The 17,020-nt window shown below is 70.4% G+C and carries 17 protein-coding genes and 1 riboswitch; of the genes, 5 read left to right on the top strand and 12 right to left on the bottom strand.

The features are described 5' to 3' along the window. Positions 1 to 128: 128 nt before the first annotated feature. Complete coding sequence (locus VGO10_RS05690; RefSeq protein WP_327466065.1) at positions 129 to 755, bottom strand: metallopeptidase family protein; 627 nt, start codon at positions 753 to 755, stop codon at positions 129 to 131. Between the two features lie 44 nt (positions 756 to 799). Then, entirely contained in the window at positions 800 to 1,951 is a 1,152-nt protein-coding gene (locus VGO10_RS05685) for an acyl-CoA dehydrogenase family protein (RefSeq protein ID WP_327466063.1), read from the bottom strand. Positions 1,952 to 1,988: 37 nt separating this feature from the next. On the opposite strand from VGO10_RS05685, the gene VGO10_RS05680 reads away from it, so the two are divergent. From VGO10_RS05680 to VGO10_RS05665, 4 genes are read left to right on the top strand one after another with little or no spacing between them, the layout of a single operon-like run. Further along, the gene (locus VGO10_RS05680) at positions 1,989 to 2,210 is read left to right on the top strand and encodes a DUF6458 family protein (protein WP_327466061.1); all 222 of its coding nucleotides are present in this window, start codon (positions 1,989 to 1,991) and stop codon (positions 2,208 to 2,210) included. A gap of 36 nt (positions 2,211 to 2,246) precedes the next feature. After that, positions 2,247 to 3,077 (top strand): GNAT family N-acetyltransferase, encoded by an 831-nt coding sequence (locus VGO10_RS05675; protein ID WP_327466059.1) that lies wholly within the window; start codon positions 2,247 to 2,249, stop codon positions 3,075 to 3,077. A 52-nt stretch (positions 3,078 to 3,129) separates the two neighbouring features. After that, the gene (locus VGO10_RS05670; RefSeq protein ID WP_327466057.1) at positions 3,130 to 4,578 is read left to right on the top strand and encodes a methyl-accepting chemotaxis protein; all 1,449 of its coding nucleotides are present in this window, start codon (positions 3,130 to 3,132) and stop codon (positions 4,576 to 4,578) included. 38 nt (positions 4,579 to 4,616) lie between these two features. Next, positions 4,617 to 4,976 (top strand): rhodanese-like domain-containing protein, encoded by a 360-nt coding sequence (locus VGO10_RS05665; RefSeq protein ID WP_327466055.1) that lies wholly within the window; start codon positions 4,617 to 4,619, stop codon positions 4,974 to 4,976. Positions 4,977 to 5,050: 74 nt separating this feature from the next. On the opposite strand, the gene VGO10_RS05660 is transcribed toward VGO10_RS05665, so the two are convergent. The 8 genes from VGO10_RS05660 to VGO10_RS05625 all read right to left on the bottom strand — a co-directional run bounded on the left by VGO10_RS05660 (position 5,051) and on the right by VGO10_RS05625 (position 13,890). Then, complete coding sequence (locus VGO10_RS05660; protein ID WP_327466053.1) at positions 5,051 to 5,254, bottom strand: cold-shock protein; 204 nt, start codon at positions 5,252 to 5,254, stop codon at positions 5,051 to 5,053. Between the two features lie 127 nt (positions 5,255 to 5,381). Further along, complete coding sequence (locus tag VGO10_RS05655; RefSeq protein WP_327466051.1) at positions 5,382 to 6,887, bottom strand: long-chain fatty acid--CoA ligase; 1,506 nt, start codon at positions 6,885 to 6,887, stop codon at positions 5,382 to 5,384. A 53-nt stretch (positions 6,888 to 6,940) separates the two neighbouring features. Then, complete coding sequence (locus tag VGO10_RS05650) at positions 6,941 to 7,702, bottom strand: SigB/SigF/SigG family RNA polymerase sigma factor (RefSeq protein WP_327466049.1); 762 nt, start codon at positions 7,700 to 7,702, stop codon at positions 6,941 to 6,943. A 75-nt stretch (positions 7,703 to 7,777) separates the two neighbouring features. Then, positions 7,778 to 8,194: an alternative ribosome rescue aminoacyl-tRNA hydrolase ArfB gene (gene arfB, locus VGO10_RS05645; protein ID WP_327466047.1), complete on the bottom strand. Its 417-nt coding sequence runs from the start codon at positions 8,192 to 8,194 to the stop codon at positions 7,778 to 7,780. 15 nt (positions 8,195 to 8,209) lie between these two features. Beyond that, positions 8,210 to 10,564: a calcium-binding protein gene (locus VGO10_RS05640; protein WP_327466045.1), complete on the bottom strand. Its 2,355-nt coding sequence runs from the start codon at positions 10,562 to 10,564 to the stop codon at positions 8,210 to 8,212. 22 nt (positions 10,565 to 10,586) lie between these two features. After that, entirely contained in the window at positions 10,587 to 11,300 is a 714-nt protein-coding gene (locus VGO10_RS05635) for a TIGR00730 family Rossman fold protein (RefSeq protein ID WP_327466043.1), read from the bottom strand. Between the two features lie 93 nt (positions 11,301 to 11,393). Then, entirely contained in the window at positions 11,394 to 12,506 is a 1,113-nt protein-coding gene (locus VGO10_RS05630; RefSeq protein WP_327466041.1) for a peptidoglycan-binding domain-containing protein, read from the bottom strand. Between the two features lie 7 nt (positions 12,507 to 12,513). Continuing rightward, positions 12,514 to 12,675: riboswitch (cyclic di-AMP (ydaO/yuaA leader) on the bottom strand. 60 nt (positions 12,676 to 12,735) lie between these two features. After that, positions 12,736 to 13,890, bottom strand: a complete 1,155-nt coding sequence (locus tag VGO10_RS05625; RefSeq protein ID WP_327466039.1) for a M20/M25/M40 family metallo-hydrolase — start codon at positions 13,888 to 13,890, stop codon at positions 12,736 to 12,738. Between the two features lie 22 nt (positions 13,891 to 13,912). Here VGO10_RS05625 and VGO10_RS05620 point away from each other — a divergent pair, with 22 nt between their 5' ends. Beyond that, complete coding sequence (locus VGO10_RS05620) at positions 13,913 to 14,392, top strand: peroxiredoxin (RefSeq protein WP_327466037.1); 480 nt, start codon at positions 13,913 to 13,915, stop codon at positions 14,390 to 14,392. Here the strand turns inward: VGO10_RS05620 and sufD are convergent, their stop codons facing one another. Together sufD and sufB are read right to left on the bottom strand one after the other, a co-directional pair. Then, positions 14,393 to 15,553 (bottom strand): Fe-S cluster assembly protein SufD, encoded by a 1,161-nt coding sequence (gene sufD, locus VGO10_RS05615; RefSeq protein WP_327466036.1) that lies wholly within the window; start codon positions 15,551 to 15,553, stop codon positions 14,393 to 14,395. A gap of 16 nt (positions 15,554 to 15,569) precedes the next feature. After that, positions 15,570 to 17,006: a Fe-S cluster assembly protein SufB gene (gene sufB, locus VGO10_RS05610; RefSeq protein WP_349258921.1), complete on the bottom strand. Its 1,437-nt coding sequence runs from the start codon at positions 17,004 to 17,006 to the stop codon at positions 15,570 to 15,572. Positions 17,007 to 17,020 lie beyond the last annotated feature (14 nt).

Raw genomic sequence — 17,020 nt, 5'->3', positions numbered from 1 at the left:
AACACCCAGCCCAGGGCTGAGATCTGAGGTGCGAATCGGCGTCGCTCGCAAGGAAGAGTGCCGGACATCGTGCGAACGCACCTGTCCGGTGCGATGACGCCGCGAGCGGCGTCGAGGCGCCCCTCAGATCACAGCCCTAGATCACGCACACCCAACTCATCAAACCCAATGTGATGCGCCAGCTCATGGCGCACCGTCACCATCACCTGATGGCGCAGCAAATCCGGGTCATGCCCAAAATCCCGCCGCAGCGTGTCGCGGAAGATCAGGATCTTGTCCGGGTACTCATCCCGCGTCGCGCCATCGCCGTTGTAGAGCCCGTAGGCCCCGTACCGCCGGCCCTTGTCCGAGATGACGACCGCGACGTTGCGGTCCAAAGCAGCCCGCAGCAGATCCGGCAGGTCGTCCATCGCATCGCGGACGAGCTCCTCGAAGTCCGCGTCGTCATACGGATCGAGCTCCAGGAACTCGCCCTCCGTTGGCTCCGCCGCCGTCCCCTCGCGCGCCAGCCGCTCGGCGCGCAACACCACGCGCTCGAACTCCTCCTCGGACTCCGGCTCGCGCCAATCCGCCAGCCGCACCCCGACGATCGCCATCGCACCAAGCAGCGCGGCGCCCGCGACGATCAACACCCCGAGCACCTCGACCAGCCGCAGCATGCCGATCGTGCTGAACCCGTTCTGCAGCACGACGATGATCGTGAGCCCGAGGCTCATGGCGATCACGGCGGCAAAGGCGGTGCGGCGCAGCGACATGGCTGCGCCCCAGCGTACTGGCCCGTGAGCCGCTCTCCGCGGAACTACTTGGCCAGCTGGCGTGCGATCACGACGCGCTGGACCTCGTTGGTGCCCTCGTAGATCTGGGTGATCTTCGCGTCGCGCATCATCCGCTCGACCGGGTACTCGGTCACGTAGCCGTAGCCACCGAGCACCTGGACGGCCTCGACCGTCACATACATGGCGGTGTCAGAGGCAAAGAGCTTGGCCATCGACGAGTACATCGCCTTGTCGCTCTCGCCGCGATCCATCTTCGCGCACGCCTTGTACAGGAGCTCGCGCGCCGCGGCGGTCCGCGTCTGCATGTCGGCGAGCTTGAACTGCAACCCCTGCAACTCGATGATCGGCTTGCCAAACGCGGTGCGCTCCTTGGCGTACTGCACGGCGTAGTCGATGGCGCCCTGGGCGATGCCGACAGCCTGGGCGGCCGCGCCCAGCCGCGTGCGCTCGAGGGTCCCCAAAGCAACCGACATCCCGCGGCCGACCTCGCCGATGACGTTCTCGGCCGGGACGCGCACGTCGTCGAAGACCGGCTGGCCGGTGGGCGAGCCGTGGATGCCGAGCTTGTGCTCGTACTTGGGCACCGAGAAGCCGGGACGGTCCTTCTCCACCACGAACGCGGTGACGCGGCGGTTCTCGCGATCGGTCACCGCGAAGACCACGTAGAAGTCGGCGACGCCGGCGTTGGTGATCCACGACTTGGTGCCGTTGATGACCCACTCGTCACCGTCCAGGTGCGCGGTCGTGCGCATGCCCGCAGCGTCGGAGCCCGACTCCGACTCGCTCAAGCAGAACGCCGGCGACCACTCGCCGGTCGCGCACTTGGGCAGAAACCGCGCCTTGAGCTCATCGGAGCCGAAGAGCTGGATCGGCAGCGACCCCAGCTCCTGGACCATCAGGATCAGCGCGACCGAGGCCGACGCCTTCGCGAGCTCCTCCACCGCCATCTGGAGCATTAGCGTCCCGGTTCCGGTTCCGCCGAACTCCTCCGCGTAGGGCAGCGAGAGGATGTCGTTCTCGGCGAGCAGCTCCCGGATGTCCCACGGGTACTCGTCCTTGGCGTCGATCTCGGCGGCCCGCGGCGTGACGCGCTCCACGGCGATCTGGCGGACGAGGTCGCGGAAGTCCTTGTGCTCCTGCGGGATCTCGTAGACATCGGTCACGGTCGTGCTCATGGGATGAAGCGTATTCATCCGGGGTAGCACGAGGCCCATGGGTATTGGAACCTCGCTCTTCCTCATCGCCGCAGGCGCGATCCTCCGCTACGCCGTCTCAGACGCGATCAGCGGGGTGAACCTGGCGACCGTCGGGCTGATCCTGTTGATCGTCGGCATCCTCGGCCTGGTCATCTCGCTCTTCATGACCTTTGCCTATTCGCGCCGGGAGACGGTTGTCACACGTGACCGCTACGTCGATCCGCCACCGCGCTACTAAAGCAACCCGCCGCACCCGCTGAGTAGGGTCCGGCCGGTGCGGCTCGCATCGGCGATTCGTCCTGCCACCGACCGTGAGGTTCCGCTCGCGGTCGACGTGCTGCGCCGCGCCGGCTTCGGCACCCAGGTCGCGCGGCTGCTGGAGTTCCCGCGCCGCTCGCCCGACGGAGCGATCCTCGTCGCCGAGGGCGACGGCGCCAGCGTCATCGGCGTCGCCTGCTGTGCGGCCTTTGCGAACACCGGCTGGATCGGCGCGCTCGGCGTCGCTCCCGAGGCGCGCCGGCGCGGGCTCGGCGCCGCGCTGACCGAGGCCGCCGTGCGCTGGCTGCGCGGTCGCGGCGCGCGGACCGTCCTGCTCTACGCCACCGAGGCGGGCCGCCCGGTCTACGAGCAGCTGGGCTTCGTCGCCGAGGAGCGCGCCGTGGCCTGGCGCGGCGTGGCCGGCGCCGCTCCTCCGATCGACCTCCAACGCCTCGGCGACGGCGACCGCCAGCGCTTGAAGAGCCTCGACCAAGCGGTCACCGGCGAGCGGCGCGACAACGTCCTGGACACGATCCACCCGCTGGCCGGCGTGGCCGTCGGCGGCGGCCCGTACGGGCTCGCCGGCTGGGCGATCGCATCGCCGTGGGGCGCCGGAACCGCCATCGCCGCGCTGGCGCCCGAGCAGGGCGTCGCGCTGATGGCCGCCGCCACCAGCGGACCAGCCGCCGGAACACTGATCGTCCCCGACGGCAACCAGGCGGCGTCCGACGCGCTGCACGCCTGGCGCTTCGTCCGGCTCAACGACGCGCTGCGCATGCGCCTGGGCCCGGTGGTGGCCTGGAACCCCGAACAGCAATTCGGTCTGTTCAACCTCTTCTGGGGCTGACAGCGGCGCGTTGGCACTCAAGAACGGCCCCGTTTAGCCGACCCCCTCAGGCATGACCGAGGTCGATCGGACCCCCAAGGTCAGCCGACTCGCATCCACCCGGATGCGGATCCTGCTGGCCGTCGTCGCGCTGCTCGTGGTCGTCAGCGCCGAGATCGTGATCGTGTTGCACGCGATCTCGAGCATCGACGCGCGGCACATCGCAGACGGCGTCCACAGCGCCAGGCTCGCGTTCCTGGTCTGCACGATCACCCTGCTGCTCTGCGTCGTGGCGATGGCGCTGTGGTCCCAGATCGAGATCAAGAAGCGTCTGACCGCGATCTCCCACGCCGCCAACTCGATCGCCGACGGGGATCTCAACCCCGACATCGACCTCCTCATCCACGACTTCGACGAGGTCGGCCGCTCGGCCGGCGCCGTCCAGCGCATGCTCATCGAGCTGCGCGCCATCGCCGCCCACGCCGGGCGCGTCGCCGGCGGCGACCTCTCCAGCCAGATGGAGCCGCGCTCCGAGCGCGACGAGCTGCGCCGCTCGCTCTCGGCGATGACCGAGGGCCTGCGCTCGATGGTCTCCGACCTGTCGATCGCCGCCGAGACCGTCGCCGACGTCTCCGGCCGCGTCGTCATCGACGCCGACGAGGCCGGCCGCGCGGTCGACGAGATCGCCCGCGCCGTGGCCGAGGTCGCCTCCGGCGCCGAGCGCCAGGTTGCGGCCGTCGTCGAGGTGCGCGGCTTGAGCACCGACGTCGCCCACGCCACCCAGGAGTCCGCCCGCGGCGCGGCCGAGGCCGCCGACCAGGCGACCCGCGCGAGAGAGCTGGCCCACGACGGCGCCGCCGCCGTCGGCGCCGCCAGCGCGGCGATGCTCGCCGTCAGCGGCGCGTCGGCCGAGGTCACGCGGACGATCCGCGCGCTCGGCGAGCGCTCGCTGCGCATCGGCTCGATGGTCGACACCATCGGCGGCATCGCGCAGCAGACCAACCTGTTGGCCTTGAACGCGGCCATCGAGGCCGCCCGCGCCGGCGAGCAGGGCCGCGGCTTCGCGGTCGTCGCCGAAGAGGTCCGCAAGCTGGCCGAAGAGAGCCAGCAGGCGGCCGGCTCGATCGCCTCGCTGATCGCCGAGATCCAGACCGAGACCGAGCGTGCGGTGACCGTCGTCGAAGACGGCGCGGCCAGCACCGAGGACGGCGTCGCCACCGTCGAGGCGGCACGCGCGTCGTTCGCTGAGATCGGCGAGGCCGTCGAGGTCACCAGCGGCCGCGTCGCCGAGATCGCCGCCGCGATCGGTGCGATCGCCGAGGGCTCCCAGCGCGTCGACGCCGACGTCGGAGAGGTCGCCTCGGTCGCCGAGCAGTCCTCGGCCGCCGCCCAGGAAGTCGCCGCCTCCAGCCAGCAGACGGTCGCCTCCACCCAAGAGATCGTGGCCTCCGCTCAGGAGCTCACCCGCAGCGCCGACGAGCTGCACCGGCTCGCGGGCCGGTTCGTGCTGACCAGCTCCTGACTTTCCTAGACTCACGATCGGAGGTAGCCACCCCGATCATGAGCGAGCACCCGTTGTCTGACCCCGAGCTGGAAGTCACCCCCGAAACCGTCAAGCAGCGCTTCGACGCCGGTGAGGTGCAGCTGATCGACGTCCGCGAGCAGTACGAGTGGGACGCCGGCCGCATCCCCGGCGACGTCCGCCACATCGGGCTGGAGCACCTCAGCTCGCAGGCGACGACGATCGACAAGGACAAGCCGGTGGTCTTCCAGTGCCGGCTGGGCTCTCGATCGCTGATGGCCGCCCAGGCCTTTCGCCGCGCCGGCTACGAGGCCTATTCGTTGACCGGCGGCCTGCAGGCCTGGCACGACGCCGGCCTGCCGCTGGATCCGCCCGACGGCACCGTCGCAGACCACTGAGCACGTCATCAGGAACGACGAAGGCCCGCCGGTGAGCGGGCCTTCGCGCGTTCTTCATGTTGTTGGCGCCGCCGTCAGCTGCGCTGCACGTTGACGGCCTTGGGACCCTTGTCCCCGGCCTCTTCCTCGTACGTCACCCGCGCGCCCTCAGGGAGCGAGCGGTAGCCGTCGGCGATGATGGCGCTGTGATGGACGAACAAGTCCTTCCCGCCCTCATCCGGCGTGATAAAGCCGAAGCCCTTGTCGTCACTGAACCACTTCACGGTTCCGCTGGCCATGTCAGCGAGTTCCTCCAAATACTGCGCTACGCCGGATCTCATCCCCGGCCGGTCGCGCGCAACCTACCAGGATCCACCACGTTTGTCCGTGAGTGGACGGTGAATCTCAGCGCTACGACCTTGTTGCCTAGGTCTTGTCGGCGCCTTCCGGTACAGCGATCTCCCGCTTGAGGATCTTGCCGGTCGGGCCCTTGGGCAGCTCGTCGAGAAACCAGATGTGACGCGGGTACTTGTAGGCCGCAACGTTCTCCTTCATGTAGGCCTGCAGCGTCGCGGCATCGACCTCCTCGCCGTCCTTGAGCACGACGGCCGCGCCGACCTCCTCACCAAGATCGTCGTGCGGCACCGCGACCACCGCCGCCTCACGGACTGCGGGATGCTCGTAGAGCATCTCTTCGATCTCGCGCGGGTAGACGTTGTAGCCGCCGCGGATGATGAGGTCCTTCTTGCGATCGACGATGAAGTAGTACCCGTCCTCATCGACCTTGGCCATGTCGCCGCTGTGAAACCAGCCGCCCTTCATGACCTCGGCGGTCGCGTCGGGCTTGTTCCAGTAGCCCTTCATGACGTTGTGGCCGCGGATGACGATCTCCCCCACCTCGCCGGCGGCGACCTCGTGGTCGTCCTCGTCGACGAGCTTCATCTCGACGCCGGCGATCGGCGTGCCGATGGACCCCGCCTTGCGCTCCTTGTCAGGGTGGTTGAAGGAGGCGACCGGCGAGGTCTCGCTCAGGCCGTAGCCCTCGAGCACCTTGCAGCCGAAGGCCTCTTCAAAGCCGCGCAACAGCTCGACGGGCAGCGCCGCGCCGCCCGAAGCGCAGACGCGCAGGCACGAGACGTCGTAGCCCTCGCGGTTGGGCAGATGCAACATCGCGCCGTACATCGTCGGCACGCCCTCGAACACGCAGACTTTGTCGCGCTGGATGATCTCCAGCGCCTTGGCGGGCTCAAAGCGGGGGATGAGCGTGAGGCAACCCCCCGCCATCGTCGTGGCGTTCATGCCGCAGGTCTGGCCGAAGGAGTGAAACAACGGCAGCGCGCCGAGGACGACGACGGTCTCGTCGAGCGAGAACAGGCCGACCGCCGTCGCGGCGTTCTTCATCAGGTTGGCGTGGGTCAGCTCGGCGCCCTTGGGCTGGCCGGTCGTGCCCGAGGTGTAGAGGATGACCGCGGTGGCCTCGTCGTCGACCACCGCGACGTCCGGGTCGGGCTCGTGCTCGAAGATGAGGCCTTCGATCTCGCCCGGCTTGACCACGATGATCTCGGCGCCCGCCTCGTCGGCGCCGGTCTGCGCGGCCTCCAGGAAGTCGTGCCAGGCGAAGACGATCTTCGCGCCGGGATCCTTGAGGTAGTAGCCGACCTCGCGCCCCTTGAGCAGGACGTTCATCGGAACCACGACGCCGCCCGCGCGCAGCACGCCGTAGTAGGCGACCGGAAAGTACGGAACGTTGGGCAGCATGATCCCGACGCGGTCGCCGGGCTGCAGGCCCTTGGCCTTCAACATGGTCGCGACGCGCGCGCTGGCCTCGTCGAGCAACGCGTAGTTGAACTCCGCGTCGTCGAGTTTGAGAGCCACCCGGTCGCCGTGCTTGGCGGCCGAGTTGGTCAGGATCGTGGCGAGGTTGCCGCTCATGGATGGACCATATCCCGGCGGCGGCCTGGGTGGGGCCGGGGTCTGCGCGGCGTCTAGGCCGGCTGGCCGTGCGCAGCCGAGAGCTTGGCGACGGCGCCGCGGATGATCCGCGAGACCTGCATCTGGGAGACGCCGACGGTCCTGCCGATCTGCTCCTGGGTGAGGTCCTCCTCGAAGCGCAGGCGCAGCACCTGCTGCTCGCGCTCGTCGAGGCGCTCGAAGAGGCGGGCCAGCGTCGCACGGTGCTCGGCGCGCGCCAACTCGGGATCGAGCGTGCCGTGGGCGTCGGCCAGCGTGGCGTCGTTGTCCTCGCGGGTGCTGCGCGGGGCATCCAGCGAAGCGGCGCGCATGCCCTGCTGGGCCTGCAGCGCCTCGAGGACCTGCTCGTCGTCGAGCTCCAGCGCCTGGCCGAGCTCGCGCACGGACGGCGAGCGACCGAGGCGCGTGGTCAGCTCGGTGCGGTACTTGTCGACCTCCAGCGCGCGCTCCTGCAGCTCGCGCGGCGGGCGGACCGACCAGCAGCGGTCGCGGAAGTGCCGGCGCAGCTCGCCGACGATCGTGGGGACGGCGAAGCTCGAGAACGCAATGCCGCGCGCGGGGTCGAAGCGATCGACGGCCTTCAACAGGCCGAGGCTGGCGACCTGCAGCAGGTCGTCGAATGGCTCCTCGGCCTTGCGATAGCGCTTGGCGATCGAGCGCGCCAGCGGCAGGAAGCGCTCGACGAGCGCCTCACGCAGCCGCGGATCGCGGCTCTCGGCATAGGCGGCAAGCATCTGCGCATCAGACAAGGGCGCACGCGTCGTGTCGGCAGGCACGGGGCGAATGGAGGTAGCGACCGTCATAGGAACCACGTTCCCGTGCGGACGTCCCGATAAACGGTCCAGCGGCGGTCAGTCCTCCGCCGCGGGGCGGCGGCGGGCGCGTTTGACCGACCCGCGCTGGCTCTTGGCCTCCAGACGACGGGTCTTGGACGCCTTGGTCGGCTTGGTCGCGCGGCGTGGCCGGGCGACGTGCAGCGCGCGGGCCAGACGTTCCTCCAGCCGCGCCAAGGCGAGCTCGCGATTGCGCGCCTGACTGCGAGCGTCCTGCGCGACCGCGCGGACGACCGGCCCGCAGCGGCCGATGACCCGACGCTTCTGCTCCTCGCTGAGCGCCTCGGAGGCGGCGACGTCGAAGCTGACCTCGATGCGCGACGCGGTCACGTTGGCGTGTTGGCCGCCTGGGCCGGAGGAGCGCGACGCGCGCACGACGAGCTCGTCGAGCGGGATGCGCACGGAGCGCGTCGGGTGCAGGGCGTCCTCGGGCATGGGCGATCGTGGTGGCTACCGCCGCACATCCTCGCAGTCGGCCGCCACACGGTCGTGGCCGTCGGCCAAGACGATGTCGTGGCCAGAGCCACAGCGGACCGTGTCGATCTCCCCGCGGACCACGTTGACGCGGTCGTCGCCGGAGCCGCCGGCGATCACATCGGGGCCGAGGTTGCCGAAGATCGTGTCGTTCCCGGCGCCGCCGGAGATGTGGTCGGCACCGCGGTCGCCGGTGATCTGGTCGTCGCCGTCCTCGCCGAAGATGCGGTCGTCGCCGGAGCGGCCGGCGATCGTGTCGTCGCCGGCGCCGCCGTGGAGCTCGTCGGCGCCCCACTCGCCGTCGACGTAGTCATCGCCTCCGCCGCCGAAGATGCGATCGTCGCCCTGCTTGCCGAAGAGCGAGTCCGGGCCTGGCGTTCCGCGCAGCAGATCGTTCTTCGGCGTGCCGCGGATCAGCGAGGTGGTCGTCGTGCCGGTCGCGGCCTCGGGTGGGATCGGCACGACCGACTCGCAGCCGACGAGGCGGTCGCGCGTGGGCGCGGTCGCTTCGACGTAGACGGTGTCGTTGCCGTCACCGCAGTCGACGCTGTCGGAGCTGTCGTCGGCCACGCGGATCGTGTCGTCGCCGTCGCCCGCGTCGATGATGTCTGGACCTGGACCGCCGATGATCGTGTCGGCGCCGGTCTCGCCGTAGATCTCGTCGGCGTCGTCACCACCGTCGAGGAGGTCGGCGCCGGCGCCGCCGTCTATGTAGTCGGCGCCCGTGCCGCCGGCGATCGTGTCGGAGCCGTTGTTGCCCTCCAGCAGATCGCGCGCGGTGCCGCCGTCGATGAGGTCGTCGCCATCGCCGCCGAGGATGTGCTCGGTGCCGGACTCGCCGTAGAGCTTGTCGTTGCCCGCGTTGCCCTTGATGAGGCGGTCGGAGCCGCGGCCGCCGTGGATCGTGTCGTCGCCGTCGCCGCCGTAGAGGCGCGCGTCGTTGCCGAAGCTCCCGCCGTCGATGAAGTCGTTGCCGTCTTCGCCGTAGATGCGATCGTCGCCGGCACCGCCATCGAGGTGGTCGTCGCCCGGGCCGCCGTGGATGCGGTCGTCGCCGGTGCCGCCGGTCGCCGTGTCGATCCCGTCGTCGCCGTTGATGGCGTCGTTGCCCGAGGAGCCGTTGAGGTGGTCGTCGCCGGCGCCGCCGTCGAGCCGGTCGTCGTAGGGGCCGCCCTCCAGGACGTCGTTGCCGTCGCCGCCGTGCAAGATGTCGTTGTCGCGCCCGCCGACGAGGCGGTCGTCGCCGCCGAGGCCTTCGAGGAGGTCGGGGCTGCGCGTGCCGAGCAGCACGTCGGCGCCCTCGGTGCCGAGCACGAGCGCCAGGCCGGGCTGGATGGTGACGTCGACCGCCTTGAGGCCGGCGGGCAACGCGACGGTCCCGAGGCGGCGATGCGCGTAGGGGCTCACGAGCGAGAGCGTGCCGGCGCCGCGATCGGCGACGTAAACGCGACTGCCGTCCGGTGCCCAGGCCGGCACGCCGGGCCCGCGGCCGGCGCGGAGGTGGTGGACGGCGCGGGTGGCGACGTCGACGAACGCGGCCTTCGCGCCGTTGGCGGCAGCGCCGATCGCCAGCTGGGTGCCGTCGGGGGAGAGCGCGATGCCGCCGCCGGCGCCCTTGCCCAAGGCAATGCCCTTGCCCTTGGACGCCTTCTTGGCGCCGGGTGTGATCGTGCGCAGCCGGCCGTCGGTCGTGGTGATCCAGGCGCGACCCGCAGCGAAGGCCGCGCCGGCGGCGCCCTTGACCGTGACGCGCCGCAGCAGCTTCGGCCGCCGGAGGTCGACCATCGCGACGCGGCCGCCCTTCAGCGGGATGGCCGCGAGTGAGCCGTCGCGGGAGATCGCGAGCGCGAGCGCCTTGCCGTGCAGAGCGATCGTGCGGTCGACGGCGAGCGTCCGCGCGTCGACGCGGAGCAGATGCGTTCCGGAGATGGCGTACACGTCGCTTCCGCCGGGCGAGACGCCGAGGGCGACGATCGGCGCGCCGGCCGCCAGCTGCTTGGGGCCGGTGTCGGCGGCGACCGCGCCGCCGCTGGGCGCGGTGCTGGTCGTCATCGGCACCGTGACGTCGGCGCCACGCAGGTCGATGGCCAGCAGCGCGCCGCCGCCGGCGGCAAAGCCCACCTTGCCGTCGCGGGTCACCGCCACGGCCGTGGTCGGGCCGGGGAGCGCGACCTTCCGGCTGATCTTGCCGGTCGCGACGTCCAGCAGCGCGACGTCGTTCGTCCCGGTGGCGATTAGCGCGACCCGCGCCTGGGCCGCCGCCGCGGGCAGGAGCATGCCGCCACAGAGGAGGGCGAGCAGCGCAGCGCGAACGCGAACGACCGAGGACATCCCTCCCGGTTCTGCGCCCCGCTCAGCGCTCCTGCACGTCGCGCGCATCGCAGACGGCGCGCACGACCTCGTCGGGATCATCGGTCACCGTCAGCAGCGCGACGTCGCGCTCGCCGACCATGCCCTCGGCGAGCAGCCGATCGCCGATCCACTCCACCAGCCCGGTCCAGTACGAGGTGCCGACCAAGATGATGGGGAAGTCGCGGATCTTGTCGACCTGCTCGAGGACGAGCGCCTCGAAGAGCTCGTCGAGCGTGCCGAAGCCGCCGGGCAGGACGACGAACGCGGTCGCGTAGCGCACGAACATCATCTTGCGCGTGAAGAAGAACTCGCAGGTCAGCGCGATGTCCTGGTAGGGGTTCGGCGCCTGCTCGAAGGGCAACATGATGTTCAACCCAACCGACGTCACGCCCGCGTCCTGCGCACCGCGGTTGGCCGCCTCCATCAGGCCGGGTCCGCCGCCGGTGATGATCGCGAAGCCCTCGCCACCGACGCGGCGGGCGATCTCGCGGCCCTGGGCGTAATACGGATCCACGGGCCTGACGCGCGCCGATCCGAAGAACGTCACGGCCGGGCCGAGATCGCGCAGCGCCTCGAAGCCGGCCTCGAGGTCGTGGCCGATGCGCTCCAGGCGCTCGGCCTCGGTGCGGGTCGCGAGCACGGCGCGGCGCTTGGTGCCCAGCAGCTCCTCGTCTGGCGAGGTGGGCGGATGGGGACGGCGAGCGGGCGTGGTCACGCGCGGGGTTCTATCCGACGTGGCCGCATGGCGGAGGCGGTGCGCGCCTCCCGAGCGCCCACCGCCTCCGTGTACCCCTGCGGAAACTGGTGCCTAGAGCCCGGGCGGATGCACGACCGTGTACCCGCTGGCCGGGCGCGAGGCGGTCTGCCAGCGCGAGCCGGTCCCCGAGCGGCCGCTGGTGTCGAAGCGCAGCCCGGCGACGACCATGTAGACGTGGCCGCTGTTGGCGTAGATGGTCACCCACTGGCCGGGACCCTTGTCGCCCCAGCCGGCGAAGTCGCCGGAGGTCAGCGCCGAGTCCAGCAGGCCGGCGCCGTGCAGCGCGTAGGAGACCGAGCCCGAGCAGTCATAGCCGGAGTCCTGCCATTTGCCGTGGCCGCCGCCGTAGTGGTAGGGCGTCTTGGCGATCTCGTTGCCCGCGGCGATGATCTGCTTGACCTGGTCGGGCGCGTCGGCCGGCGCGACGGCGAGGCCGTCGCTGCCGACGGTCGCCTTGGAGCCGGGCGTGAGCGCCGCCGGCGCCGGCGAGGTCGAGCCCGTGGCGGTGGAGTCGTCGCCGTCGACCAGCGAGCGCAGCAGGTCGATGTCGGCGGCGTCGGTGATGCCGTCGACGTCGACCTGCTGATCGGTCTCGAACTGCTTGATGCTCTTGACCGTGCCGGCGCCGTATTCCCCGTCGACCGATGTCGTGAAGCCCGCGCGCTTGAGGTAGTCCTGAAGGATCTTGACGTCGTGGCCGCTCATCCCCTTGCGCAGCGGGATGCGGTCGCCGAGGTGGTAGGTGCCGGTCACGGTGGAGCGGACGTCGAAGCCGCCGCTGGCGTTCTTGGCGGCCGAGCCGTCGGTCGCGCCCTTCAGGGCGGCGATCGTCCTGCCGTCGGCGACCCCCGTCGCCCTGAGGCGGGCGGCGCGCTGGAAGCGGCGCACGACCTTGACGGTGGTGGCGCCGAAGCTGCCGTCGGTCGCGGTCTTGAAGCCCGCCTGCGTGAGCAGCGTCTGGAGCGCCTTGACGCGCGGGCCGTGGTCACCGTCGCGCAGCGTCCTGCTTCCCACCTTCTTGGCCGCCGTCGCAGCCGGGGCTGTGGTCTGCGGGGCGGCAACCGGGGTGTCAGCCCCGGCGATGGCGGGGAGAAACAGGAAACAAGCGGCAGCGAACGCGTAGAAGACGCAGAACGCGGTCGAGCGGAACGGCAGGCGCGACAACGGAACTTACCCCTCTCTTTGGGCGCCTACGGGGTTAGCTGTCGGGCTCGCGCCAAGAGAGTGGCGCTACTTCGCTGATCGCGATGATTCGCCCCATGCCCGATATCTCGGGCCAGTGGGTCCCCCGCTCCCCGGCGATTGCTCGTCAGGGATTCGGCTGGTCAAACGACGGCGGAAGCGTAGCGAAGCCTGCGGCCGTTTGTCGTCATAACGACGTCCGCTGCCTGACTCACGCGACCGGGGGAGGTGGCTGCAGGGCGGCGAGTGCCACCGCCAGCGCGACCTCGGTGCGGGTCCGCAGCGAGGAGGCGAGCACGAACTCGCCGGGGTTGTGCGCCGCTCCACCGCGCGGGCCGAGCCCGTCGACGGTCAGCGGGATCGTCGCCGCGAAGTGGCTGGCGTCGCTGGCGCCACCGCGTTGCGCGGCGATGACGGGCCGGCCGAGAAACGCGCTCGCGCAAGCCAGCAGCGGCGCGGTCGCCTCACGGGCGTCCATGCCCGGCCACTCGCGGACGAGGCGCTTGGTGAGGGTCGCGCCGCCGACATCGGCGGGGACGGCGTCGAGGACGCGGGCGAAGGCGTCGAGGCGATCGGCGCGGACGTCGGCGATCAGCCGCCCGGCCGCGGGGACGACGTTGAACGCGTCGCCGCTGCGCACGACGGTCGGGACGGCGGTGAGGCGATCATCGCCGTGCGGATCGTGCTGGGCGGCGATGGCCTGGGCGGCGGTCGCGAGCGCGAGCAGCGCGTTGACGCCCTTGTCGGGGGCCGAGCCGGAGTGCGCGCTGCGGCCGTGGGCCAGCACCTCGACGGTGCCGGCGCCCTTGCGCTTGACGACGACCGCGTCGTTGCCGTCGGCGTCGCGCTCGCCGGCCTCGAAGCAGAGGCAGGCGTCGAAGCCGGCGAAGCGGTCGACGTGGCCGAATGGGCCGACGCGCCACTCCTCGTCGACGACGAGCAGCAGCGCGATCTCGGCGAAGAGGTCGGGCCGGGTGGCCAGCGCGCGCAGGACGCCGAGGGCGAGGATGTCGCCGCCCTTCATGTCGACCGTGCCCGAGCCGTAGAGGCGGTCGGGGTCTTGTGGATCGCGCTCGAGGACGCGGTGCTCGTCGTGGGCGACGACCGTGTCGAGATGGCCGAGCAGAAGGACGCGGCGCGTGCCGGTGCCGCGCACGCGCGCGAGAAGATCGGGCGCGTGGTCGGGCGAGGAGCACGGGACGCGTTCGGTGGTCGCACCGTCTGGCAGCAGCGCCGCGGCGATCGCCGCGGCCTCCTGCGCGCCGCTGACATCGCCCGAGGGCGAGGAGACGCCCACGAGCGCCTCGAGCTCACGCCCGGCGCGGTCGGCGATCGAAGCTGAACTTTCGGCGATCCACTGGTCCACGGGTTCTCTACAGTTGCACGTCATGGCCAAGGGACCGCGCGTGGGCGACACCGCCCCGGACTTCGAACTGGTGGGCACCGATGGGCCGTTCCGGCTCAGCGAGCATCGCGGCCAACGCGTCGTGTTGCTGTTCTACCCGGGCGACGAGACGCCGGTCTGCACGAAGCAGTTCTGCTCGTATCGCGATCGTGCGGACGACATGTCGGCGCTGGACGCCGTTGTTGTCGGCATCTCCGGCCAGGACGTGGAGTCCCACCGCGAGTTCACCTCGCATCACGGTCTGACCGTGCCGCTGCTGGCCGATCCCGACAAGGCCGTCGCACGGGCCTACGGCGTGACCCGGCCGGTCCTCGGAACCCAGCGCGCGACGTTCATCATCGACGCCGACGGCACGATCGCCTGGGCCAAGATCCACGCGCTTGGGTTGGACTACGTGGGCGTCGACGAGCTGGCCGCGGCGCTGGCGTCCGTCGCGCCGGCCGCGCCCGCCTCAGCCGAGTAGCTAACCGAGCACCTCGCCCAGCCGCAGCTCCAGCGCCCCCGCGATCGCGTCGCGGACCGGGCCCTCGTCGTAGCGCTCGACGATCGCGCCGAGGAAGCCCTCGACCACCAAGCGCTCCGCGGTCGTCTTCGACAATCCGCGCGAGCGCAGGTAGAAGATCTGCTCCGGGTCGATCTGGGCGATGGCCGCGGCGTGCGTGCAGCGCACGTCGTCGGCGAGGATCTCCAGACCGGGGATCGCGTCGGCGTGGGCCTTCTTGCCGAGCAGGAGGTTGCGTGCCTCCTGGAAGGCGTCGGTGCGCTGGGCGCCCGGGTCGACCTTGATCATCCCGCGCCAGACGGCCGAGGAGCGGCCGCTGATCAAACCACGGAAGGCCAGATCGCTCACCGTGTCGGGCGCCGCGTGCTCCTGCAGCGTGTCGTAGTCGACGTGCTGGCGTCCGCGCGTGGCGTAAGCGCCGGTGACCTTGGCGTGCGAGCCCTGGCCGTCGAGCGTCGACTCCAAAAAGACCTTGCCGTTGGCACCGCCGAAGGCGAGCGTCGTCCAGTCCAGCTGCGCGTCCTTGGCGACGACGGCGCGCTGGGCGCCGAAGACCCACGTCTTCTCGTTCAGTGATTGGGCGCCGACGTAGTGCAGCGTCGCGTTGTCGCCGACGACGATCTCGACGACGCCGTTGACGACTGCCTCCTCGTCGTGCGCCGAGGAGACCTGGTCCCAGACCTCGGCCTCGGCGCCCTCCTCCAGCACGATCAGCGTGCGGTGGTGCAGCGTCGTGCCGGGCTTGTCCTGGATCGTGGTGATCAGGATCGGCGCGTCGACCTTCGTGTTGCGCGGGACGTAGACGAGCGTGCCGTCGGTCCACTGCTCGGCGTTGGCGTTGGCGAAGAAGCCAGGACGCACGACGGTGCCAAAGTGGCGCCCGACGACCTCGGCGTGGCGCTCCAGCGCGACGCGCAGCGGAGCGACGATCGGCCCCTCCGACGTCGGCTCTGAGTCAGAAGGACCCACCGCGCCTTCAGGCGCGAAGAGCACCTTGTGCTCGGCGTCCGCGCCGGCCGCGACAGCCGTCGGGAACTGCGCGAGGTCCAGCTTGTCGATGGGGGTGAACTCCCAGCCGGGCGTGCCCTTGAAGGCAGGCACCTCGACGTGAAGCTGCGGCACCGAAGCCGCGACCGCGCTAGCCAATGGAGCCCTCCATCTGCAACTCGATCAGCCGGTTCATCTCGACGGCGTACTCCATCGGGAGCTCCTTGACGATCGGCTCGATGAAGCCGTTGACGATCAACTTGCCCGCCTCCTCCTCGGTCAGCCCGTGCGACATGAGGTAGAAGAGCTGCTCGTCGCCGACCTTGGAGACCGTGGCCTCGTGCCCGACGTCGACGTCGTCCTCGCCGATGCGGATCGTCGGGTAGGTGTCCGAGCGGCTGTGCTCGTCGAGCAGCAGCGCGTCGCACACGACCTTCGACTTCGAGCCGTGCGCGCCCTTGGCAACCTCGAGCAGGCCGCGGTACGACGAGCGCCCGCCGTCCTTGGAGATCGACTTGGCGAAGATGTTGGACGTCGTGTTCGGCGCGGCGTGCACGATCTTGGCGCCCGCGTCCTGGTGCTGGCCCTCGCCGGCAAAGGCGATCGACAGCACCTCGCCGTGGGCCCGCTCACCCATCAGGTAGACGGCCGGGTACTTCATCGTGAGCTTGGAGCCGAGGTTGCAGTCGACCCACTCGACCGTCGCGTCGGTCTCGGCGATCGCGCGCTTGGTGACCAAGTTGTAGACGTTGTTGGACCAGTTCTGGACCGTCGTGTAGCGGATGCGCGCGCCCGGCTTGGCGATCAGCTCGACCACCGCGGAGTGCAGCGAGTCCGACGACCACGTCGGCGCCGTGCAGCCCTCGACGTAGTGCACGTAGGAGCCCTCGTCGGCGATGATCAGCGTGCGCTCGAATTGGCCCATCGACTCGGTGTTGATGCGGAAGTAGGCCTGGAGGGGCATGTCGACGTGCACCCCCGGTGGGACGTAGACGAACGAGCCTCCCGACCACACGGCGGAGTTCAGCGCCGCCAGCTTGTTGTCGTTGGCCGGGATGATGGTGGCGAAGTACTCGCGAACGAGATCCTCGTGCTCGCGCAGGCCGGAGTCCATGTCCTTGAAGATCACGCCCTGCTGCTCCAGGTCCTCACGGACCTGGTGGTAGACGACCTCGGACTCGTATTGCGCGCCGACGCCGGAAAGGAACTTGCGCTCGGCCTCAGGGATGCCCAGCCGGTCGAACGTCTTCTTGACGTCCTCGGGGACGTCGTCCCAGGAGCGCTCAGCACGCTCGGAAGCGCGCACGAAGTAGTGGATGTCGTCGAAGTCGACCTCGGCGAGCATCGGCGATCCCCAGGTCGGCATCGGGCGGGCCAGGAAGTACTCCAGCGCCTTGATGCGAAAGTCGCGCATCCACTGGGGCTCTGACTTGAACTCTGAGATCCTGGCCACCAGCTCCGCGGTGAGGCCCTTCGGCGCCTTGTAGAGATAGTTCTCGGCGTCGTGGAAGCCGTAGCGCTCGGTGTAGTCGGCGTTGATCCCCCGCAGCTGCTCGTTCTCGGTCAGCACCGGCGGGGTGGTTGCGATCGTCTCGGGAGTAG

The organism is Baekduia sp. (assembly GCF_035996765.1).
GTDB lineage: Bacteria > Actinomycetota > Thermoleophilia > Solirubrobacterales > Solirubrobacteraceae > Baekduia.
The sequence above is the reverse complement of the archived record's forward strand: the minus strand, read 5'-3'. Positions and strand labels throughout refer to the sequence as shown.

Bases quoted from the DNA above. Each gene is read 5' to 3' on its own strand.
- VGO10_RS05690 (WP_327466065.1), bottom strand. From the start codon at position 755: ATGTCGCTGCGCCGCACCGCCTTTGCCGCCGTGATCGCCATGAGCCTC.
- VGO10_RS05685 (WP_327466063.1), bottom strand. From the start codon at position 1,951: ATGAGCACGACCGTGACCGATGTCTACGAGATCCCGCAGGAGCACAAG.
- VGO10_RS05680 (WP_327466061.1), top strand. From the start codon at position 1,989: ATGGGTATTGGAACCTCGCTCTTCCTCATCGCCGCAGGCGCGATCCTC.
- VGO10_RS05670 (WP_327466057.1), top strand. From the start codon at position 3,130: ATGACCGAGGTCGATCGGACCCCCAAGGTCAGCCGACTCGCATCCACC.
- VGO10_RS05665 (WP_327466055.1), top strand. From the start codon at position 4,617: ATGAGCGAGCACCCGTTGTCTGACCCCGAGCTGGAAGTCACCCCCGAA.
- VGO10_RS05660 (WP_327466053.1), bottom strand. From the start codon at position 5,254: ATGGCCAGCGGAACCGTGAAGTGGTTCAGTGACGACAAGGGCTTCGGC.
- VGO10_RS05655 (WP_327466051.1), bottom strand. From the start codon at position 6,887: ATGAGCGGCAACCTCGCCACGATCCTGACCAACTCGGCCGCCAAGCAC.
- arfB (WP_327466047.1), bottom strand. From the start codon at position 8,194: ATGCCCGAGGACGCCCTGCACCCGACGCGCTCCGTGCGCATCCCGCTC.
- VGO10_RS05640 (WP_327466045.1), bottom strand. From the start codon at position 10,564: ATGTCCTCGGTCGTTCGCGTTCGCGCTGCGCTGCTCGCCCTCCTCTGT.
- VGO10_RS05620 (WP_327466037.1), top strand. From the start codon at position 13,913: ATGGCCAAGGGACCGCGCGTGGGCGACACCGCCCCGGACTTCGAACTG.